Raw genomic sequence first — 21,235 nt, 5'->3', positions numbered from 1 at the left:
AACAAATTGCACTTGCACGTATCTCTGCGGCTACCCATCAAGGGATACTGAGAGCAGATGAGAGTTCTGCTCTCGGCATTGTAGAAGTAAATGGAAGTAAACGGAAGCGATCGCACCCATCAAATCACAACCACTTTGCCATTCTGTCCCTATTCACAATACCGAAGTTAAGGAAAGTCCGTGAAAATCTTTAACTTTACAAATCGAAAAAGGCGATTAATATGGGAATAGGTAGGTGAATTTCTATATTCACACCTTAATCTCTGACCTGCTTTTAGTCTGAAGTAGGGTATCGCATCTGTGTTTTCGGTCAGAGTTCTTTAAGAAACTTTTTTAATGGGTGTAATTTTTCAGATAACTACCTTTTTGAGTTGGAGATAACTCTGTAGATTTCGGCGCTTAAGCCATTTTTGCTGGGGAAGCTGGGGGAGAGAAGTTTGCTATTTTTGAACCAGCTTGGTGCGAGAGTATTTCTGCAATTTAGGGGATGCTCCCCTCCAGAATATCTTGCACAACCTTCGAGAGTGAACGTTCCGTCATACGTAGATAACTTCCGACAACAGCCGTTCTCGAATCCTCGGTTTCAACTGATATCTTGCACCAAGGTCAATTGGAGGTTTTTCGTGGGGCGGGGGCGGGTTTTTTTAACCTGTCTGCTGCGTTTAAGATGGTTGGTGAACCCGCCCCTTGTATCTTAAAAGAGTGAGTTAGTCGATCGCCACATCAATCGGACGATCGAACTAACAATCGGGCGATCGAATCAACAATCGGGCGATCGTACCAACAATTGGGCGATCGTACCAACAATCGGGCGATCGTACCAACAATCGGGCGATCGTACCAACAATTGGGCGATCGTACCGACAAGCAAAGTGAATCTAAAGAAACAAGGAAAGTTTTGTAGAAAAGGTTCTGTAACAGGCGAAAGAGCTGGCTATAGGACATCAGTAATCGGTGAAGTTGGCCCGCCCCTTAGACTGCATCAGTCTGTTGCGTAGATAAGCTCCCATTACTGATGACAGGCACACCTAAAGCTGGACAGTATCTTAGGCTCTCGATCGAATGATCCAGAAAGCCTGCATTCACAAGGCTAGTATTCTATTGCCTGTCATGTTCTTTAATAGAAGGAGTACCGAGGGAGCAAATAATGGCACTAACAGTCTTAGGCATAGACATCAGTAAAAAAGACTTTTATGTTTCATTACTGAGTGAAAGTCGTGCGACTAAACCCAAAAAGTTTACCAACAATAGTCAAGGTTTTGAGAGTTTACTAAACTTGCTCAAACAACAAAATGTAGTCGAACTCCATGCGAGCACATGGAAGCTACTAGCATTTGGGCGTGAAGCCTTAGCCGAATTCCTGTATCGAGAAGGCTTTCAGGTAAGCATCGTCAATCCGGCTCGTATTAAAGGGTTTGCCAAAAGCGAACTTCTGAGAACTAAAACTGACTCCGTAGATGCGGCATTGATTGCTCGTTTTTGTGCGGCAATGAAACCATCATTATGGACACCGACAGCGCCGGAAGTCAAGGAATTACAAGCCCTCCTGCGGCGACTCGAATCAGTCACAGAAATGATGACTTGTGAACAAAACCGTTTGGAGACAGCGACGCCAACTGTTGCTGCTCTTACTCTCGAACACTTGGAGTATCTTCAGCAGCAACAACAACTAATCAAAAAACTGATTGGCGACCATTTTGACCAACACCCACATTTAAAACAACAGCGCGAGCTGTTAACCTCAATTCCTGGCATTGGCGATTTAACAGCTTCTATATTATTAGCTGAAATTGGTGAGGTTTCTGATTACGATAATGCTCGTCAATTAGCAGCCTATGCTGGTTTAACACGCCCGCGAACGTACTTCCGGGACTTCGGTTAAGGGCAAAACACGTTTGTCTTGTACTGGCAATGTGAGACTCCGAAAGGCATTGTATATGCCAGCCGTAGTGGCAATGCGTCACAACCCCTTGCTCAAAGCGATGAGTGAACGATTATTGGGTCGTGGAAAGGTCAAAATGCAGGTGATTGGCGCAATGATATCGGAAGTTAGTGCACTTGGGTTTTGGGATTTTAAAGTCCCAAAAGCCTTTCGACCCCAATTATGCGATCGCCCCCTCTTGACAAGTCAAGACAGTATCTACATCTCTTTTTGTGCTATCTGTTCAAACACACTCTGAGAAAATACTCATCTACAACACCAGTCTGCCTTTTAGTGCTAGGACTTGTCTTTCTCCGGTTGCTTCTCTGGTGTAACTACAGTTTGATCTTTTGCGCCAGAGCTAGGCAACTGCGGGGGAAAGTCATAGGCAGCCAATGCCTTTTCCACTTCGGTATCTTTTTCTTCCTGAAATATTGCTTCGTAGGGCATCGCTTTGTCGGGTGGGACAAACTGGAGGTAGTACCCCAGAATCTGAGGGCCGGGAATGCGAATATAGAAATAATCCCCTTGCTGACCGAAAAACGTTTTGTCACTTGTGCTTGAGTTAGCAGATGAGTAGGTGCAAGAAAAGCCCAGGAATCCACCGCCTGCGGTATTCGAGTTTTCGATAACAGTTCTCGCCATCTCACTTTGTGACGCATCCAGCCTAACTTTAATAGTGATATCCTTCGCAATCACCATACCGACTGGGTAAGCTGGTAAAATAGAGCGATTTTCCCCATCTTTTAGGAGTTCAGCCACCTTTCCACTAGGGTTGTCTTTCGCCTTTGCTGCTTCCAAGACTTTATCCTTTGTGATTTCTTGGCTCGATGGTGATGCTTTTAGGTCTGCAAGCCTGTAAAAAGCGTGGGACATCTTGAAGATTTGCGGGTTGAACCAACCTCCGCGATCGAATGTAACCTTAGCCACGCGAAAACCTATCGTTATGTCTTGCTCGAAAAACTGCCGTTCGGCATCGGTACTCGCCTGCAAACTGCTGTGTTGTCCTCCTGCCGAGAAAAACCATCCGCGTACATTCCAACCAAATTCAGAAGCAGATGCTGTTTCAACCTTGCTCGATGAGTCGGCAATTTCCGTACTCTTGATGACGACATCCATAAACATCCCATCTGCCTCAGTTATATTGCCACTAGAAGGGATTACGGGCAGTTCAACAGTGGACTCTGCTACGGTTAAACCTGCGCCATCACCAGACATTTCGATTTTCTCGTCGCGGAATGTAACGTTCCATGTATTTTTGCTCCCAGATGGCATTGTTACATTCTCAACTGCATTATCTTCCAGACGAGCTTTGAGTGCATTACTGAGTGCAGTATCATTAGCGTCGAAAGCAATATCAGACGAGGTTTGACTCTGTATTGTCTCACCCTGTATTTTTACTTTTAACTTAAAGGTACCACCTGTAGGTGAACCCGGAAGCTGAATCATCCATTTCTTCTTATCATTTTTGTCTCGCTCTACAGTAACCGAGCCTTTTGGATTCTTCTTTTCCCGATACACCCCAGCAATTAATTGACCTAGCTCATCAATATCAGTACGAAGTTCTCGGATGTGTTGATTGAGGTTAATCTTCTCAAATTGCACGTCATGGGACTTAGCACGAGCCAACTGCGCCTTGAGATACGTCAATTCCTCAGCTTGTTGAAGCACCTCTTTTTGCTCTTTATAGGTGTTGTGCAGTTGGGTAACTACGGTTTGTAACTCTTCTAAAATTTGATCCTCTGATAAGCCTAGATCGTCCAGGGTTTTCAGATCTACAGCAGCTACTGTGTCCATTTCGGCTAGTGCCAGTAGACTTCCTCCTTCTGCCAGAGTGGATAGATAAATTTTGGCAGCAGTCACCGCCGCTTGACCATATTTTTCAACAAGGTTAGTCTCCGCGTCACTAAGCTTTTTCTTGCCTTCAGCAACCTTAGTTTCTAAATTCTTAATTTCATCTCCATTGCTGGAGATCATCTCCAGCACCTGTAAATCTGACTGCGCCCGACTAAGTTCTCGACGTTTTGCTCTGAGTAGGTCTCTAATAGTCTCATGAGCCATCGTCAAGTCTACAGGTGAGAGATTGGGGGCTAATCCTTGGAACCAATTACTCGGTTGAAACTGTACCGGATAAACTAGCATTGATTCGTCAAGCGATAATCTCATCGAATGCCGCATTCTTTGCTTAGCGAGTTCCAATTCCTCAGCGAGAGAGGAGACATTGAGATAACCGAGTATAGTTAGCACTTCATGGAAGTGACCCTTGACAATAGCATCGTTGTAAAAGTTGTTCAACTCTTCTTCCCGAACCAAACCTTGAGAACTTAGCCACCTAGCATAATCATCCAGGGTTACGCCTGAATCTTCTTGCTCGCTTAACTCTTTGATTTCATCAAATGTTAAGTTTTTGTCTGTTTCCCATTCCAGTTTAGCCTGCAAATATTGGTTATAAAGCTCCTTACACCAATCAATTCTTGACTTGGGAGTTCCATTACCGTGGTTCTTTTCTTGGAGCAGGAATTTACTTAGTCCTGCACGGTCTCGAAAGTAAGCAGCAAAAGGTTTCAGGCTTGGTACATAGTTATTCAGTAGGGTGTTATAAACGACCGAAAGCTTCTCTCCAGTCGGAGCTTGTGTGATGGGGTAAACATCGAACAGTTGGTCAGAAAGCCGAAATTCTGCTTCGGCAATTGTATAGGGACGAGTCAGTATACTACTGCAGTCATTGGTATCATATTGATACTGTCGATAGTTTAGGGATTGGGCTGGAAACTGCATAGAAAATAGTTGATTTCCAGCGCCCAATAGGTCATTTACTTGTTTATAAATCAGACCTACTATAGCTAGCTTTTTTTTCTTGACTGAATCGACTGAATCGACTGAATCGACTGAATCTAGGTTTTCGTTTGGCATTGGCATAGTGTCACCGACCTTGTTGCTCTGAGATGAATTTGTGAATTCTTGTTAATAGTTACAGGAGACTTTCTTCAAGAGAGTTCCTAGAGAAACCTCCAACATAGAAGTTGAAATCTGGCATATAAGTTGATTTTGTCTCTTTAATCTAGTCTCGACAACCGAAAATAGGGAACTTAGCAACTTACTTAAAGACTTCTTGTCCTCAAGCTTCTAAATTAAGAAAAATCATGATTCCAGACATTACATCACAGAGTTCTACATCTTGTGCCCTTTATTTCTTAAATTCGGCAGACAAGACTTAACTTCGGCACTTATACTCATAAAACTGTTCCTGCAACAGAGGCTTCGTTGCTCTCAACATTTGTTTATTTTCTTCCAGGGTTTTCATATCCGTTAGGCTGAATGAGTGGAGAGAACACCAAACTGCAATTACCGAGTGCAGGGATAGTGCGATCGCATCTGATGTTGATAGAGTTCGTTGCTGCATCAAGCCAATACCCCTTCGCTGACTAGCGGGGACTAACTTGCTTAAATTCGGCAAAAATTCTTAACTTCGGAATCCCAAAATTATGATAAGATAAAAATAAACATGGTGACTCTGCTCCAGTCAGTCTTCCCACCTTAACTTCCCTTAACAATCTGGACAAGTATCACCTCTCCTTTGTAACTATCTATTAAGATTAGACTTCTTAAAAAAAGACCTTGGATGGGTGAAGCGCTCAAATAAAAACTTTGTCGATTGGTACATAACCCCATATACTTCGCCTTGAAACATTTTAAAGACTGACTTTGGCAAAAAGTCTATTCACAGAAGGGTGTATCTGACCTGTATAGCACAGGCAGATTGTTTCACGTGTTTTATCAGCGTATTTAAAAAACGGAGAACCTTCCTATGAATCCGCAAAAAGGCAGCCGCCGACGCGGTGTAATCCAGACGCTTCAAGGATTGAAGAAACTTCAAGATGCAAAATCTGAAGCCGAAAGTCGCGACAATTTTGACAAACGTTACACCTTTGAAACCTTAAGCTTTCGCACTGGCTTAGACTCTGATACCCTCAGAAAGGTCTTTGCTTGTGAAGTTGGGGTTGATAAAAGTACCCTCCGTCAATGCTACACGGCTTTTAACCTACAGCTTGAAACCAGTGATTATCAGTTATCTCAACCGGATGCAGCAATTAGCACTCAGCATCTAATCGAAAATCCACAATCCTCTAGCGTAGCGGCGGGTAGCGCTATCCAAAATCGAATTGATTGGGGCGCAGCACCCGATGTTTCTGTTTTCTACGGACGCACCGAAGAACTCGCAATCCTCAAGCACTGGATTTTAGCAGAAGGCTGTCGGCTGGTGACGATTGTCGGCATGGTAGGGATGGGTAAAACCAGCTTGTCCGTGAAGCTGGCACAACAAATTCAAAATGAGTTTGAGTTTGTAATTTGGCGCAGTCTCCGCAATACCCCACCCATCCAAGACTTGTTAGCAGAGTTAATCCTCTTCTTTTCTAACCAGCAAGAAAACACAGAAGTATCGCCCCTACCAGATACTATAGACCGCAGTATCTTGCGGTTGATGGAGTATTTGAAAAAGCACCGCTGTTTGCTAATTCTCGATAATGTCGAATCAATCCTCAGCAACACTAATGGCACTGCTTATCGATCGGGATATGAGGGTTACGGGCAGCTATTTCGATGTCTGGGAGACAGCCTCCATCAAAGCTGTTTAATCCTCACCGCCCGTGAAAAACCGACATGGTTAGCCCATAAAGAAGGCCAAACTCTACCCCTCCGATCGCTCAAATTGACAGGTTTGCAACCAACAGATGTCAAGGCAATCTTTCAATCCAAAGGATGCTACTGTGGATCACCCGTCGAGTGCAGCCGCTGTGAATCACTACCGCTATGTAGCAGATTAACTAATTACTACGGTGGCAATCCATTGTTATTAAATCTCGTCTCTGCAAGCATTTGCAATTTATTTGATGGGGGCATTCTGGAATTTGTGAATCAAAATATCGCAATTTTTGGCAAAATTAGCCAGGTTTTTGAACAGCAGCTTAAATGTTTATCAGAGGAAGAAAAAGAAGCGATAGAATGGCTAGCGATTAATGGCAAACCGGCTTCATTTGCAGAAATGCGATCGCACCTCCTCCGCTCACTATCACCGCAAAAACTGCTAGGGGTGTTGGAATCTCTCCAAGAGCGCTCTTTAATTGAAAAAAAGGCGGAACTTTTCTTCATGCAGCCGGTGGTGATGGACTATGTTGCCCACCAAGTAGCCGCAGCTAATATTACCCAATTCCCGGTAAAAGATGGCTTTTTATCGGTTGGGTAGCCGCAGCGGATGTTTCTCTACTCACTTGCAATCCGCTGTAAGAGCGCGCCGGGGAACTTCCGTTTAATTATGGGGCGATCGGATTTGTTTTCACTCTCGGCGCGGCAATGGGATTTATCGTCGGGATAGTGATTGTTTATCAAATTCTTTATACTGATGTTACCGATCACTTGCCGGAATACGCTACGCTGAAGGCGATGGGATATCAGGACATTTACTTTTTGGGTGTGGTGTTTCAAGAGGCTATGATTCTGGCAATTCTTGGTTATTTGCCGGGGTTGGGGGTTTCTGTGGTGCTGTACAATTTAGGGAGAAGTGCTACGAGTTTGCCGATGTATATGACTTTGACAAAAGTTATAACTGTTTTTGTAATGACAGTGATCATGTGTTCTGTGTCGGGGGCGATCGCGGTGAGGAAATTGCAGTCTGCCGATCCGGCAGATATATTTTAAGGAAGGCACGACACGGATTTTGATACGGATACACGGATTGAATAAGGAGGAATTATGAAATAAAAAACCACTAATAATTCATAATTAAGACCTAATAGCTGATCACCATGAACACTTTACCAGTTGTCTCAATTAAAAATCTCAATCATTCTTTCGGTGAAGGACAACTTCGCAAACAGACCTTATTTGATATCAACCTCGAAATTTATCCGGGCGAAATCGTGCTGATGACTGGGCCTTCAGGGTCTGGTAAAACAACATTGTTAACCTTGATTGGAGCTTTGCGATCGATCCAAGAAGGTAGTCTGAAAATTCTCGACCAAGAATTGCGGGGAACCGCGAAAAATAAATTAGTTAAAGTCCGTCGCGACATCGGTTATATCTTCCAAGCTCATAATTTGCTTAAATGCTTGACAGCTAGGCAAAATGTGCAAATGTCCCTCGACCTGCACAACCATCTTTCTCCCCAAGAAACTAATGATAAAATAGAGGGAATGCTGCAAGCTGTAGGCTTGGGAGAAAGAATAGATTATTACCCCGACAGTCTTTCTGGTGGCCAGAAACAAAGAGTTGCGATCGCCCGCGCATTAGTCAGCCAGCCGAAATTAGTATTAGCAGACGAACCCACAGCAGCCCTAGACAGTAAATCAGGTCGAGATGTGGTAGAAATTATGCGAGGTTTGGCCAAAGAACAGCACTGCACTATTTTGCTTGTCACCCATGACAACCGCATTTTAGACATAGCCGATCGCATTATTCACATGGAAGACGGCTACCTCGCACAAGATACATCAACAGCGGCTGCCACAGGCGTTCTTTCGGGAAAATAATATTAACCCACCTCAACTTATTTCCGAGAACCAGGACGCTTTGCTCCTACCTTGGCAGGACTTTTCGTTGCACCTTTGGCTGGAGTTTTAGAACTACTTTTGCCACTTTTTTGACCCTTAGCTCCTATCAATTGGCTATCATTGGCATTTGTAGGTCGGCCCGCAGGCGTTCTCGTAGTCCTAAAGGTAACATTCACCCCTTCATTCGACTGTTCCAACACCAACATCGGCGTCGGCTTGGCTTTTTGATCCCACTCAATATGAACGATGCGACCTTGAATTGTCGGCTGCCAACTGTCGTGGTCGTCTGAAGGACTCAGATAAGTTTCCAAACAGTCAATAATTTGATTAATTGTCGCTGATGTTGCCTGAGTCGGCAGTTTCATCAGCTTAATTTGAATCCGAAACAGCACTCGTTTTTCTATTTTTACCGCCGGATCGCCAGTTTCGTATTCGATATCAAACATCGAATCCACTTGCCTGCCACTGCCCGCATTCCCGTTTTTATCTCCCACTGCCCCCTGAGTCGGACGCAGAGCAATACTAATTTTTTCTTTGACTTTTACCTTAATCTGGTTCACAATGGCAAAGTGAAATACTTCTTCCGCCATTCGCATTCTCAGGTAGTCTAAATTAAAGTCTCGCGAGTGGATAAGGTCGGGATTCTTTTCCATCTTTAACATGGTTTCCAGAGCCATTTTGTATTTTTTCTGGAGTTCTCGATTTCTAAACTCCTCAAATTTGAGCTTTTTACTCAAATCGTCGAGTTTTAGCTTGGTAAACACCGCTAAACCGATAAGCAATAACAACAGTAATCCCGACGCTCCCATGAAGAGTTGGTCTGAGGACGGATCTCCGGGTTTAGCCTGTTTAGGTTTGGGAGAGGCTACTGCCAACCTTGGTTCTACAAGGATTATTTGGGTTGACATGGGCTTTTAAAGGGTAAAATTTGACGCTATATTTATACAGGACTCCAGAGTAGAGCTGGTAGTGCAACTGGATCAACCCACATTGACATCATTCCACCATCATCTTGGTACAACTGGATTTCTGCAACTGGAGCACGCACCCTCTAATTAATACTTTATCTTTAACTGCAAGCCAGTTTCCGAAATATCGGAAAATCGCGTGCTGGTACTGACCAATTGAAATGGTGAATTGTCTGTAATATATTATACCAATACAGCTAAAAAAAATGTTTGTTCGAGGGTCTCCTTTTCTAGAAAAATAAAAAGAAATACACATAAATTAATAGTAACTCTGGGAGCCAGCAGCGGAAAACATCAAGCAGAACAGCCGATCGCCCGGACGATCGAGGGGCGGACGTTGGGAGAGTGCTAATTCCTACTGTTGGCTAACTCCCGCCGTGCAAGCCCACCGGGCGGCTTGCTGTGAAAGTCGAGCTGTGGTGCGATCGAACAACGTCTCCTTAGCTAAGATTACAGCTAATACCACCAATATTCGATCGTGACCTACGAACCCCTGCATCACAAATATCGCCCTCAGACATTTGCCGAATTAGTCGGTCAAGAGGCGATCGCCCAAACGCTCACCAGCGCCATCCTACAAGAGCGCATAGCACCAGCATATCTATTCACCGGCCCCAGAGGCACCGGTAAAACCTCTAGTGCCAGAATTTTCGCCAAATCTCTCAACTGTATTTCTACGGTTGCCCCTACCCCGACACCCTGTGGCAAATGCAACGTTTGCCAAGAAATTGCCCGAGGTTCGACACTAGATGTCATCGAAATTGACGCAGCCAGCAACACCGGAGTAGATAACATTCGGGATTTGATCGAACGAGCTCAATTTGCCCCCGTACAATGCCGCTATAAAGTATATGTAATCGACGAAGTTCATATGCTCAGTACCCAGGCATTTAATGCCTTATTAAAAACATTAGAAGAGCCGCCCGATCGCGTTGTATTCGTCCTCGCAACAACCGACCCACAAAGAGTATTACCAACTATTATTTCTCGTTGCCAAAAGTTCGACTTCCGCCGCATCCCCCTCGATGCAATGATTGCTCACTTGCACAAAATTGCCCAATTAGAAAATATCAATATTGCCAGCGATGCAGTACAAATGGTTGCTCAAATCGCCCAAGGTGGTCTGCGAGATGCCGAAAGTTTGCTCGACCAACTAAGCTTATTTCAGGGTGAAGTAACAGTCGAAAAGGTTTGGGATTTAGTCGGTGCAGTACCCGAAAATGACTTAATGGATTTGCTGCAAGCTATTGATACAGATAACCCTACAGCACTAATAGACATGACCCGCCACCTCATGGATCGCGGTCGGGAACCGCTAATCGTGCTGCAAAGTTTCGCCAGCTTTTACCGAGATTTGCTAATAGCTAAAGCTGCACCAAAACGGTCAGATTTAGTAGCTTTAACATCGGCAACTTGGGAAAAACTGGGGGATTTTGGCCGCCATTGGGATGCGGAGTTGATTTTGGCAGGTCAGAAACATTTGCAAACCCACGAAGTGCAAATTAAAAACACTACTCAGCCGCGTTTGTGGCTGGAAGTAACGCTATTGGGATTGTTGCCCTCAGCAATTAGAACTCAGCAGCAACCAACAGCGGAACCAGCTAAAAATATTACTCAACCACCACAAAATCACCCCCCCCAACCCAGGGCGGGCACGGGGGCACCGCCCCTACAATCGGGGGGGAGTCAGATATCTAATATTGAACAATCTTCAGTTCCCAATTCGCAAAATCCTCCGCCTCAGTCGCAGCCTGTGGCTAATCGAACAGAAAGCCCACCTCCTGCAGCGATTCCCGCACCTGTACCAACTGCTGAAACGAATCAAACAAATTATTCACCGACTAATTCAGCCGATGAAATCGATTTAAATCGAGTGTGGGAACAGGTACTTGACCGCGTGCGGCCGCATGGAACTCAATCGCTGCTTCGCCAACATGGACAGCTAGTAATTTTTAGCAATAATACTGCTCATGTTAAGATTAGTTCCCAGCCGTTGCTGAATATGGTTAAAGACAAAGTAGCTAATATTGAAGAAGCTTTTTTGCAAATTTTTAACCGTCGAGTAACAGTAAAAGTGGGATTGACAAATCCCGCTGAAACTAATAATTCCCGCGCTAAGGATTTGCCAAGTTCTAACGGACGTGTTGGCGAAAATCCCAGGAATTCTCATCCTGCGGATGATGTCGGCCAACAGGTGCAGAACTCGGCGAGTTCGGAGATTACAGATGATTTTTTGGGGAATAGGGGAGAAGAACAAAAACACCCGCCAGCGCCTGAAAATACCGCCGTTAATGTGCCCCTAATTTCCGAATCACGATCGCCCACAAACCGTTCTACAGCCTCTCAAAATGACTTTAACGCTCAGGCTATAGCGGTGCGTGATGACGCTCAATATGTCGCGAATACGGCTAGGAAATTGGCTGATATGTTTGATGGGGAAGTAGTCGATTTGTCCGATGACTTGGAGATTTGGGAGTCGGAAACTTTTAGATTGGAATCTGAACCGGATTTTTCCGAGTTATCTTCTGAGTTAGGTGAGGATGATTTTATAGATTGGTAATGTAGATCACTAAAAAAACCGGGTTTCTCGGTTTTTTTAGTAGGGCGCTGCTAACAGAGTGGCCGCCCTTCCAGGTTTCTTAATACCCTAAAAGTTTTATGTTTAATTAAAGTCACCTAGTGATTGTGAATATCTACTTTTAAGCTGACTCTGGCTTGGGCAGGGAAGACGGAAGTACCAACAACTCGGCGGTCGATCGCTTCTCGACCATTTCCTTCGTAATCGTACATCGGGCAACATCCTTGCGCGACGGCAACTCGTACATCACATCCAACATCAATTCTTCGACAATTCCCCGCAGCGCCCGTGCTCCAGTTTTGCGGCGGTATGCTTCCTGGGCGATCGCCCGAATCGCCTCTGGCTTAAAGTCCAACTGCACATTATCCATCTTCAGCAGCTTTTGATACTGCTTAACCAAAGCATTGCGCGGTTCCGTCAAAATCGCCATCAGCGTTTCCTCATCCAGCGGTTCCAACACCGCCGCCACCGGCACCCGCCCAATAAACTCAGGAATCATCCCAAACTTCACCAAATCATCCGGTTCCAGTTGCTTGAGTACATCAGCAGCCCGCTTTTCCTTCGGTTGAGCTTCTCCGGGCTGAATAAAACCCATTGACTTTTTGCCAGTTCTCTGCTCTATGACTTTTTCCAGACCGACAAAAGCACCACCGCAGATAAACATGATATTGCTAGTATCAATTTGGATGCAGTCTTGGTAGGGATGCTTGCGGCCACCTTGGGGAGGTACATTCGCGATCGTCCCCTCAAGCATTTTCAGCAGCGCCTGCTGCACGCCTTCACCCGACACATCCCGCGTAATCGAAGGATTTTCGCTCTTGCGGGCTATTTTGTCAATTTCATCAATATAAATAATTCCGCGCTGCGCCTCTTCCACGTCCATATCTGCCACTTGCAGCAGCCGCAGCAAAATATTTTCCACATCTTCCCCGACATAGCCCGCTTCCGTCAGCGTCGTCGCGTCAGCCACCGCAAACGGCACGTCTAGCATATCCGCCAACGTCTGAGCCAGCAGCGTTTTTCCGCAGCCCGTCGGCCCGATTAACAAAATATTCGATTTTTGTAGTTCTACTTCTTCCGGTGGGTGCTTGCCGCTATTTTTGGCATGGATAAAGCTGAGGCGCTTGTAGTGGTTGTAAACAGCCACCGAGAGCACCTTTTTCGCCTCATCTTGCCCGATCGCATTTTCGTCGAGGTAATTTTTAATTTCCCTGGGCTTGGGAATTTGGCTCATCGACATACTTTTGCCCGAGGAAGCGCGGCGCTTTGGCGTCGTTTCCTGCTTCGGTGCCACCGCCGCAGCAGGCACTGCACTCGAATCAAACAACTCCTCATCTAAAATTTCATTGCACAAGTCTACGCATTCGTCGCAGATATACACCCCGGGCCCTGCGATCAACTTGCGTACTTGCTCTTGAGACTTGCCACAAAACGAACATTTTAGATGGGAGTCGTACTTAGACATAACAGCCTCTTAATTCAGTGCAGTGACATTCTCTCCCGCCGCCGGAAGGTTTTCTTTAGCGATAACTCGATCGACCAAACCGTAATTTTTGGCTTCCTCGGCTGACATAAAAAAGTCGCGCTCTGTATCAGCCTCTAATTTGTCGATCGGTTGACCTGTGTGGTGCGCTAGCAGTTGATTCAGCTTACGCTTATGATAAAGGATTTCTTTGGCTTGAATCTCAATATCAACTGCTTGACCTTGAGCGCCTCCAAGCGGCTGGTGAATCATAATCCGGGAACTCGGAAGAGACATCCGCTTACCGTGGGCTCCTGCTGTCAGCAGAAATGCGCCCATACTCGCTGCCAAACCGTAACAAATCGTCACCACATCCGGGCGGATTTGTTGCATTGTGTCATAAATTGCCATGCCGGCCGTCACCGAGCCGCCGGGGGAATTAATGTACATTTGGACATCTTTTTCTGGGTCTTCGGCATCTAGATACAATAGCTGAGCCACTATCGAGTCAGCAACTTCGTCGGTTACGGGAGTTCCTAAAAACACAATTCGCTCCCGCAGCAAGCGCGAGTAAATGTCAAAAGCCCGCTCGCCCATCCCCGACTGTTCTAGTACCATCGGCACTACATTGCTGGGGCTGGAACTGACATCAAAATCGTTATAGCTTGTAATTAGGTAATTGGAAGATTGAGATACAACCATAAGACACCAGTCAAGGATTCTAGACAATTTGCTGCTGCTGATGAAAGCTTTAAATTAAGCCGCCAGCTTTTAACTATTATGCCTCTTCTGAACAGATATCGGGGGAATGCGGAGTTTTGAGTCTGTGAGATTGCTTTCTGTGTTCGGCGCAACGCGGGCGTGAATCGCAAGGTTCGCGGGGTGAATGAGTTAAAACACTCACTTGTCAATCATAGCTGCTTCTAGTGGACGCCCCGAGGTTTTAGTAAGGATCGGGCGCACCCGGAGCTTGTAGTTAAGGATCGGGTGCGCCGTTAAAATCGCGGTTGATTTCATGCCCCCAATTAGGACATTTGAACAAATTAAGTTCTATTCTTCGCCTACGACTTCCACTTCAACGCTCGTGGCTGCTTCTGCTGAATCTTCAGCGTCCGATTCTTCTGATTCTTCTGCTGCGGGAGTCAGAGAGCCTTCAGGTACGAGTTCGATTGTTCCTTTTTCTTCCAACCATTTCAGGGTTTTTTGTTTGAGCAAGTCTTCGGCTACAAATTCCTGCAACCTTTGGGGGTCAAAATCTCCTTTGGGAAACTGCTTTCTGATTTTTGCTACTTCGGCTGCTACTTCTGCTGGTTCAACAGATAAGGATTCCAGCTTGGCTACTTCTGCCAGAGCTAAATTCTGCTTGAGGCGCTCGATTGCTTCCGGGCGCGAGCGTTCCCGCATCGGGCCCATATTTTCTTCGGTAAACAGTTGGTTGATATCTATGCCGTAATTTTTCAATTGGACGGCTTGTTGATTCAACAAATAATCGATTTCGCGATCGACCATTGTTTCGGGAATTTCCACGTCTATTAGCTGCACGAGGGCTGCTGATATAGCTTTTTCCTTATTAGCTGATGTCTTGTTTTCTTGGTCTGCTTTAAACCGAGTTTCGAGCGATTCGCGCAGTTCTGCTAAAGTTTCAAACTCACTGACTTCTTGGGCGAAGTCGTCGTCCAACTCCGGCAATTCTTTTTCCTTAAGTTCTTTGAGGGTAATCGTAAAGACTGCGGGTTTTCCGGCTAATTCTTCACTGCTATACTCATCTGGGAACTGCACGGAAACTTCTCTAGTTTCTCCCGGATTCATCCCGATCATGCCTTGGATAAAGCCCGGTACAAACTGATTTTCCGATAATTCTACTTGGAAGTCTTCTGCTTCGCCACCAGGAATTTCTGCGGGAGTTTCGCCTTCGGCTGCTTCCGCAAATTTACCGGAGAAATCAACCAAAGCCACGTCTCCCAACTGAGCCGGCCGGCCTTCTACGGGGATTAAAGTAGCTTTGTCCGAGCGATATTTTGCCAATACCTCATCTACCTGAGCCTCATCATACTTAGCTTCTTCTGCTTGAAGCTGCAAACCAGTGTACTGACCCATTTTCACTTCTGGTTGTACATCAACCTTCGCCGAAAAAATCAGAGGCTGTTCTGGATCGAACTTCTCTAGTAATTCTTCAAACTCGGTGCGAAGTTCAAAACTGCCAATTGCGGCAATTTTTTCTTGTTCGAGGGCTTTTTGCAGGGAATCATTAATCAAATTTTCCAAAGCCGTCGCCTTCAAGCGAGTCTGGCCTAGGCGCTGTAGCAAAACTTGACGGGGAACTTTGCCTTTGCGGAACCCAGGAATATTAACCTCGCGAGCAAATTGTTTAATTACTTGCTCGTAAGCTTGTTTTGACTTTTCTGACGGTACTTCGATTTCCAGACCAATTTGGCTAGCTGGAAGTTTTTCCTGGGTTACTTTCATCGGCTTTTTTGATATTTAACAATAGTGTATTGACACTCCCTGACCTAAAGGACAGGGATTCTTAATTCAGCGACTGACCTTAAAATGTTGCGTCCTTGCGGCAATCCTCAAACTTTTTAACCGTAGAAATCCTACCAATTAACGAGCCTGATTCGCAGTCATCCCAGAGGGTCTATCTCCAAAAGCGTACTAGGATATTTACCTAGAGTTCGGGTATGCCCTACCCTACTTAACAAGACTAAATAGTTTGTTTCTCTGGTTAAAGGAACTGTGTTAAGCCCCTAGCTGTTTATAGAGTTTTCGCCGCTCTTTGTCCCCCGGTTTACGCGCTAAAGTGTGTCGTTAACTGTTTTTATGCACTATGGCGCAGGAGTTTAACCTTGACTACTGTAGTATACTAGAAATTTCCTGACTTTTAGGAAGGGATTTAAGAAATTAAAGCCGTCCTAGAAGGACAGGGTTTTAGACCCAATTTCCTTGATAAAATACATACAAATCTGACTTTGCCTGCATTTTAATTTTGTTACGCTTTGACTCGTAATGGGACAACTACAACACCTTTACCGGATGAGACTGTAAGTCATTGCCGGCTACTTTTTTGGCTCTTGCCAAATAGTTTTGGTTTGAGGATACTAGCTTTTGCTGCTAGGAATGTGGAGGTTAAGTCCACTAATTGCCGATGCACCATAGCACATATCGCCCTGTGATGTCAATCTTGCCGGCCTCTGCGGCCAGTCAAAGTCAATGGATGCGCCTGCGAAAATGCAGATATATCGCAAAACTTAACCGGATGCGGATTGGGCGTGGGCGAGCGGCAAAAGATGCTAAACTGGCATTGGGTACGATCGCCCGGATCAATCGGGAAGTTCGATCGCCCTTTTAGGTTAACTGCACCATTGCCATCCTCTCATGCTCCTGATGTCGCATAACATTAATTAAGTTTGATATTGAGAATTGCAGTTATTTAAATTTTTGATTTCGATCGTTTAGACTTTAATTTGTGGAGGAAACTAATTTGTCTCAATCCTATCGAGTTGCCATTTTAGGAGCTACCGGCGCAGTCGGTGCCGAGTTGCTAGAACTATTGCACAGCCGGAGTTTTCCAATTTCTAACTTGAAGCTGCTGGCTTCGGAGCGTTCAGCAGGCACAACTTTGCCTTTTGGCGGCGAGATGCTGCCGGTCGAAGCAGTTTCGGCGCGATCGTTTGATAATGTAGATCTGGTGCTCGCCTCTGCCGGCGGCTCTACTTCTAAATTATGGGCTCCGCAAGCGGTAGCAGCCGGAGCAGTGGTAATTGACAATTCTAGCGCTTTCCGCATGGATGCGACGGTACCGCTAGTGGTTCCCGAAGTCAATCCCCAAGCAGCAGCAGCTCACCGAGGTATAATTGCTAATCCCAACTGCACGACTATTTTGATGGCAGTTGCTGTTTGGCCACTTCACAAAGTTAGGCCGATACAGCGCATCGTTGTAGCGACTTACCAGTCTGCCAGCGGGGCGGGGGCAAGGGCAATGGAGGAAATGAAAGCTCAAGCAAGAGCAATTTTGCAGGGGGAAACGCCCAAAACAGATATATTTCCCTACCCCTTAGCATTTAATTTGTTTCCGCACAACACCCCGATTAACGATTTGGGGTATTGTGAAGAAGAGATGAAAATGGTAAACGAAACTCGGAAGATATTTGGTACGGACGAGATTAAAATTACGGCAACTTGTGTGCGGGTTCCCGTACTGCGGGCTCATTCGGAAGCGATTAATCTAGAGTTTGCAGAGCCGTTTAGCGCGAGCGAGGCCAGGGAAATCTTAAAGCAGGCAAGCGGGGTTAAGCTGGTAGAAGACTGGCAAGCTAATTATTTCCCGATGCCCGCAGAAGCCAGCGGTAAGGATGAGGTGTTAGTTGGCAGGATTCGCCAAGATATTTCTCACCCCTGCGGGTTGGAGATGTGGCTGTCGGGCGATCAAATTCGCAAAGGGGCGGCTTTAAATGCGGTGCAGATAGCTGAGTTGCTGGTAGAAAAAAATTTGTTGCGAACCCAAGTGGCGGCGGCTTCTAATTAGGGAAACCCTGGCAATTTGGAAATTGAAATTGGGGATTTTAGATAAACCTTTCATCTGAAATCAAAAATTTAAAATCAAAAATCAACAGTCTAAAATCGGAGAAAGTGTGGTAAAGTTTGGACGGGTTCTGACTGCAATGATTACGCCGTTTAAGGAAGACGGCAGCGTTAACTATGCGGTAGCAGAACAATTGGCAGTTCATTTAGCCGATCGCGGTACAGATAGCTTGGTAGTGTGCGGCACTACTGGCGAGTCTCCCACTATGACCTGGGATGAAGAGTACGAATTATTTCAGGTGGTACAAAAGGCGGTGGCCGGTAAGGCGTTGGTAATCGCAGGAGCCGGCTCTAATTCTACTTCAGAAGCAGTCGCAGCTACGAAAAAAGCAGCTAAACTAGGGTTAGATGGTTGTTTGCAGGTGGTTCCTTATTACAACAAACCCCCGCAAGAAGGTTTATATAATCATTTTCGGGCGATCGCGCAATCTGCTCCCGAATTGCCTATAATGTTATATAACATCCCCGGTCGCACTGGTCAGAATATGTTGCCGGAGACGGTGGCTCGATTGGCAGAAATCCCCAACATTGTGGCCGTAAAAGAAGCAAGTGGCAACTTGGATCAAGCAAGTCAAATTCGGTGCTTGACATCCCCTGAATTTGCCATCTATTCTGGAGATGATTCCCTAACTTTGCCAATGCTGGCGGTAGGAGGATCTGGTGTAGTTAGCGTAGCCAGCCATCTGGTAGGAGAGCAACTGCAACAGATGATCAAAGCTTTCGAGGCCGGTCAAGTTCAAGTCGCTACCCAGATTCACTTGCAACTTTTTGACCTGTTTAAAGCTCTTTTTCTCACCACAAATCCCATTCCCGTCAAGACAGCTCTCAAACTTCAAGGCTGGGATGTAGGCTCCACCCGTCCGCCCCTGTGCGATCCGCCCGTTGAGGTAACTCAAAAGTTAAAGGACGTACTGAATCAGCTAGCCGCATTATCAGCTAGCAAGACGAGCGAGAACGAGTTTTCAGACAACTGAATATTGGTTGTTATCAGTCATTAGTTCTGAGTCATCAGTCATTAGTAATTAAGTGTTAGTAACTAGCTAACAGTCAAGGATTAAAGACTGAAGATAGAAGAATGAAGACCCAAGACAACTGACTGTACGGGATAGTAAAACCCGCCAGGGATTTTTCCATAAATATTTGGAAAAATATCGCCCTACCAACGAACAGTAGACGAAAGACGAAAGACCACAGACCACAGACCACAGACCAATAACAAAAATAACTAACAAAGGATACGCATGATCAAAAATACAACTGCATCTGCTCTAAAAGTTATTCCCCTCGGCGGGCTGCACGAAATCGGTAAAAACACTTGTGTGTTCGAGTACGGCGACGAAATCATTCTTTTAGATGCCGGTTTAGCGTTCCCGACAGATGGAATGCACGGGGTAAATATTGTCCTTCCCGACATGACTTACCTGCGGGAAAACAGCCACAAAATTAAAGGTATGATCGTGACTCACGGTCACGAAGACCACATAGGCGGTATTCCTTACCACCTCAAACAATTTGAAATTCCGGTCATCTACGGCCCCCGTTTGGCGATGGCTTTGCTAGCCGGAAAACTCGAAGAAGCGGGAGTGTCTCACCGCACTGAATTGAGAACGGTTCGACCCAGGGATACTGTCAGAATTGGCAAGAATTTCTTAGTCGAATACATCCGCAACACTCACTCGATGGCCGACAGTTTTACTGTGGCAATTCACACTCCTGTGGGAATTGTGATCCACACCGGAGACTTTAAAATTGACCACACTCCTGTAGACGGCGAGCATTTTGATTTGCAAAAGCTGGCCGAGTACGGCGAGAAAGGCGTCCTGTGCTTGATCAGCGATTCTACTAACTCGGAAGTTCCCGGTTTTACCGCCTCGGAAAGTTCTGTGGCGCCGAATTTAGACAGAATTATCGCTCAAGCACCGGGACGAGTGATGCTGACGACTTTTGCTTCGTCGGTACACCGATTGCAAATTGTTTTGGACTTGGCTAAGAAAAACAATCGGTATGTCGGAGTGGTTGGCCGGTCGATGCTTAACGTCATCGCTCACTGCCGCAATCTCGGCTACATCAAATGCGAAGATAGTATTTTCAAACCGCTGAAAGAAATCCGCAATTTGGCTGAAGACAAGGTACTGATTTTAACTACCGGTTCCCAAGGCGAACCGATGGCGGCGATGACTCGCATTGCTAACGGCGAACATCACGAACTGAAAATCAGAAAGGGCGATACTGTCATTTTCTCAGCTAATCCGATTCCCGGAAATACGATCGCAGTGGTAAACACGATCGATAAACTGATGATGCTGGGAGCACACGTGGTTTACGGCCGCGACAAAGGCATTCACGTTTCGGGTCACGGTTGTCAAGAAGACCAAAAGTTAATGATTAACATGACTCGTCCCAAGTTCTTCTTGCCAGTACACGGGGAACACCGGATGCTGATCCAGCACTCCAAGACGGCTCAAAGCATGGGCATTCCCGCTAGCAATATGGTGGTTATTGATAACGGCGATGTCGTAGAATTAACTGAAAATTCAATGCGAGTCGCTGGTCAAGTGCCTTCAGGAATTGAATTGGTAGATGCTTCTCGATCGGGCGTTGTCAAAGCTAGCGTCCTCAAGGAACGTCAGCAGTTGGCCGGAGATGGCGTTGTAACTGTAGCGGCGGCTTTGAATTGGGAAGGCAAATTAGTTGCTAAACCAGAAGTCCACTTGAAAGGTGTAGTGACATCAGCCGATCGCGCGGAGGTGATCAAATTAATCACTCAAACCATTGAAACAGTTTTGAGCGATCGCTGGTCAGAATTTGTCAAACCCGCCACTGCTGACTCACAAGTTGACATTGACTGGGTAGGAGTGCAAACCCAAATAGAAAAAGCAATTCAGCGGGTAATGCGCCGGGAACTGCAAAGCAATCCGCTGCTGGTATTCCTGATGCAAATTCCTGAAGAAGCAGTGCGATCGGAAAAGGTAGCAGTATCTCCCGGTTCCCTGGAAGCACCTAAGCTATTATCCTCGCCATCATCGGCATCGCAATCATCGCCATCATCCCCCTCCTTGCCATCTCCTGCCAATCAGGTGACGGGCCGGCGCCGTCCCCGGACTGCTGCAAGGGCAGCTTCTTAGGGCGATAATTCTCGGACGCACTGCGAACCAAGAAAGGAGTTTTAGGTTTGTA

General features: G+C 45.8%; 17 protein-coding genes and 1 pseudogene. 10 read left to right on the top strand and 8 right to left on the bottom strand.

The window, feature by feature from the left end; genetic code table 11:
• Nucleotides 1–723: 723 nt before the first annotated feature.
• Entirely contained in the window at nt 724–945 is a 222-nt protein-coding gene (locus QUA07_RS19785; protein WP_333328199.1) for a hypothetical protein, read from the bottom strand.
• A 202-nt stretch (nt 946–1,147) separates the two neighbouring features.
• Here QUA07_RS19785 and QUA07_RS19780 point away from each other — a divergent pair, with 202 nt between their 5' ends.
• Both QUA07_RS19780 and QUA07_RS30080 read left to right on the top strand, forming a co-directional pair.
• Entirely contained in the window at nt 1,148–1,882 is a 735-nt protein-coding gene (locus tag QUA07_RS19780; RefSeq protein WP_333328196.1) for a transposase, read from the top strand.
• A gap of 31 nt (nt 1,883–1,913) precedes the next feature.
• Nucleotides 1,914–2,180 carry a hypothetical protein gene (locus QUA07_RS30080; RefSeq protein WP_445305900.1) on the top strand — a complete coding sequence of 89 codons (267 nt, stop codon included), beginning with the start codon at nt 1,914–1,916 and terminating at the stop codon, nt 2,178–2,180.
• 38 nt (nt 2,181–2,218) lie between these two features.
• Here the strand turns inward: QUA07_RS30080 and QUA07_RS19775 are convergent, their stop codons facing one another.
• Nucleotides 2,219–4,834 (bottom strand): hypothetical protein, encoded by a 2,616-nt coding sequence (locus QUA07_RS19775; RefSeq protein ID WP_333328194.1) that lies wholly within the window; start codon nt 4,832–4,834, stop codon nt 2,219–2,221.
• 301 nt (nt 4,835–5,135) lie between these two features.
• Nucleotides 5,136–5,324: a hypothetical protein gene (locus QUA07_RS19770; RefSeq protein ID WP_333328191.1), complete on the bottom strand. Its 189-nt coding sequence runs from the start codon at nt 5,322–5,324 to the stop codon at nt 5,136–5,138.
• A 405-nt stretch (nt 5,325–5,729) separates the two neighbouring features.
• Here QUA07_RS19770 and QUA07_RS19765 point away from each other — a divergent pair, with 405 nt between their 5' ends.
• From QUA07_RS19765 to QUA07_RS19755, 3 genes and pseudogenes are all read left to right on the top strand, one after another.
• On the top strand, nt 5,730–7,166 hold the full coding sequence (locus QUA07_RS19765; protein WP_333328188.1) for an NB-ARC domain-containing protein: 1,437 nt from the start codon (nt 5,730–5,732) through the stop codon (nt 7,164–7,166).
• A gap of 74 nt (nt 7,167–7,240) precedes the next feature.
• Nucleotides 7,241–7,618, top strand: a pseudogene (locus QUA07_RS19760) (FtsX-like permease family protein); the annotation flags it as partial.
• Between the two features lie 107 nt (nt 7,619–7,725).
• On the top strand, nt 7,726–8,448 hold the full coding sequence (locus QUA07_RS19755; RefSeq protein ID WP_333328185.1) for a DevA family ABC transporter ATP-binding protein: 723 nt from the start codon (nt 7,726–7,728) through the stop codon (nt 8,446–8,448).
• Between the two features lie 17 nt (nt 8,449–8,465).
• Here the strand turns inward: QUA07_RS19755 and QUA07_RS19750 are convergent, their stop codons facing one another.
• On the bottom strand, nt 8,466–9,377 hold the full coding sequence (locus QUA07_RS19750) for a hypothetical protein (protein ID WP_333328182.1): 912 nt from the start codon (nt 9,375–9,377) through the stop codon (nt 8,466–8,468).
• A gap of 415 nt (nt 9,378–9,792) precedes the next feature.
• Nucleotides 9,793–9,936, bottom strand: a complete 144-nt coding sequence (locus QUA07_RS19745) for a hypothetical protein (RefSeq protein WP_333328180.1) — start codon at nt 9,934–9,936, stop codon at nt 9,793–9,795.
• Between QUA07_RS19745 and QUA07_RS19740 the strand changes: the two genes are divergently transcribed.
• Nucleotides 9,916–11,997 carry a DNA polymerase III subunit gamma/tau gene (locus tag QUA07_RS19740; RefSeq protein WP_333328177.1) on the top strand — a complete coding sequence of 694 codons (2,082 nt, stop codon included), beginning with the start codon at nt 9,916–9,918 and terminating at the stop codon, nt 11,995–11,997. The two genes, QUA07_RS19745 and QUA07_RS19740, sit on opposite strands and share 21 nt — an antisense overlap.
• A gap of 139 nt (nt 11,998–12,136) precedes the next feature.
• On the opposite strand, the gene clpX is transcribed toward QUA07_RS19740, so the two are convergent.
• The 3 genes from clpX to tig all read right to left on the bottom strand — a co-directional run bounded on the left by clpX (nt 12,137) and on the right by tig (nt 15,943).
• Entirely contained in the window at nt 12,137–13,480 is a 1,344-nt protein-coding gene (gene clpX / locus QUA07_RS19735; RefSeq protein WP_333328174.1) for an ATP-dependent protease ATP-binding subunit ClpX, read from the bottom strand.
• 9 nt (nt 13,481–13,489) lie between these two features.
• Nucleotides 13,490–14,179 carry an ATP-dependent Clp endopeptidase proteolytic subunit ClpP gene (clpP, locus tag QUA07_RS19730; RefSeq protein ID WP_333075055.1) on the bottom strand — a complete coding sequence of 230 codons (690 nt, stop codon included), beginning with the start codon at nt 14,177–14,179 and terminating at the stop codon, nt 13,490–13,492.
• Nucleotides 14,180–14,527: 348 nt separating this feature from the next.
• Entirely contained in the window at nt 14,528–15,943 is a 1,416-nt protein-coding gene (gene tig, locus QUA07_RS19725; RefSeq protein WP_333328171.1) for a trigger factor, read from the bottom strand.
• Between the two features lie 679 nt (nt 15,944–16,622).
• Here tig and QUA07_RS19720 point away from each other — a divergent pair.
• The 4 genes from QUA07_RS19720 (at nt 16,623) to QUA07_RS19705 (ending at nt 21,183) form a co-directional block, all read left to right on the top strand.
• Nucleotides 16,623–16,826, top strand: coding sequence for a hypothetical protein (locus QUA07_RS19720; protein WP_333328168.1), 204 nt, complete (start codon nt 16,623–16,625; stop codon nt 16,824–16,826).
• Nucleotides 16,827–16,958: 132 nt separating this feature from the next.
• Nucleotides 16,959–18,002 carry an aspartate-semialdehyde dehydrogenase gene (locus QUA07_RS19715; RefSeq protein WP_333287125.1) on the top strand — a complete coding sequence of 348 codons (1,044 nt, stop codon included), beginning with the start codon at nt 16,959–16,961 and terminating at the stop codon, nt 18,000–18,002.
• A 106-nt stretch (nt 18,003–18,108) separates the two neighbouring features.
• Complete coding sequence (gene dapA / locus QUA07_RS19710; protein ID WP_333328164.1) at nt 18,109–19,032, top strand: 4-hydroxy-tetrahydrodipicolinate synthase; 924 nt, start codon at nt 18,109–18,111, stop codon at nt 19,030–19,032.
• Nucleotides 19,033–19,299: 267 nt separating this feature from the next.
• Nucleotides 19,300–21,183 carry a ribonuclease J gene (locus QUA07_RS19705; protein WP_333328161.1) on the top strand — a complete coding sequence of 628 codons (1,884 nt, stop codon included), beginning with the start codon at nt 19,300–19,302 and terminating at the stop codon, nt 21,181–21,183.
• Nucleotides 21,184–21,235 lie beyond the last annotated feature (52 nt).

The sequence above is a fragment of the Microcoleus sp. T3_A4 genome (assembly GCF_036700465.1).
GTDB lineage: Bacteria > Cyanobacteriota > Cyanobacteriia > Cyanobacteriales > Microcoleaceae > Microcoleus.
Note: the sequence above shows the minus strand (reverse complement) of the source record. Positions and strands in the feature narration are given on the sequence as shown.

What these genes read in the sequence shown, in the direction of transcription:
- QUA07_RS19765 (WP_333328188.1), top strand. Translation starts at nt 5,730, where the DNA reads ATGAATCCGCAAAAAGGCAGCCGCCGACGCGGTGTAATCCAGACGCTT.
- QUA07_RS19720 (WP_333328168.1), top strand. Translation starts at nt 16,623, where the DNA reads ATGCACCATAGCACATATCGCCCTGTGATGTCAATCTTGCCGGCCTCT.
- clpX (WP_333328174.1), bottom strand. Translation starts at nt 13,480, where the DNA reads ATGTCTAAGTACGACTCCCATCTAAAATGTTCGTTTTGTGGCAAGTCT.
- QUA07_RS19750 (WP_333328182.1), bottom strand. Translation starts at nt 9,377, where the DNA reads ATGTCAACCCAAATAATCCTTGTAGAACCAAGGTTGGCAGTAGCCTCT.
- QUA07_RS19770 (WP_333328191.1), bottom strand. Translation starts at nt 5,324, where the DNA reads ATGCAGCAACGAACTCTATCAACATCAGATGCGATCGCACTATCCCTG.
- QUA07_RS19785 (WP_333328199.1), bottom strand. Translation starts at nt 945, where the DNA reads ATGTCCTATAGCCAGCTCTTTCGCCTGTTACAGAACCTTTTCTACAAA.
- QUA07_RS19775 (WP_333328194.1), bottom strand. Translation starts at nt 4,834, where the DNA reads ATGCCAAACGAAAACCTAGATTCAGTCGATTCAGTCGATTCAGTCGAT.
- QUA07_RS19780 (WP_333328196.1), top strand. Translation starts at nt 1,148, where the DNA reads ATGGCACTAACAGTCTTAGGCATAGACATCAGTAAAAAAGACTTTTAT.
- tig (WP_333328171.1), bottom strand. Translation starts at nt 15,943, where the DNA reads ATGAAAGTAACCCAGGAAAAACTTCCAGCTAGCCAAATTGGTCTGGAA.
- QUA07_RS19705 (WP_333328161.1), top strand. Translation starts at nt 19,300, where the DNA reads ATGATCAAAAATACAACTGCATCTGCTCTAAAAGTTATTCCCCTCGGC.
- QUA07_RS19755 (WP_333328185.1), top strand. Translation starts at nt 7,726, where the DNA reads ATGAACACTTTACCAGTTGTCTCAATTAAAAATCTCAATCATTCTTTC.
- clpP (WP_333075055.1), bottom strand. Translation starts at nt 14,179, where the DNA reads ATGGTTGTATCTCAATCTTCCAATTACCTAATTACAAGCTATAACGAT.
- QUA07_RS19745 (WP_333328180.1), bottom strand. Translation starts at nt 9,936, where the DNA reads ATGCAGGGGTTCGTAGGTCACGATCGAATATTGGTGGTATTAGCTGTA.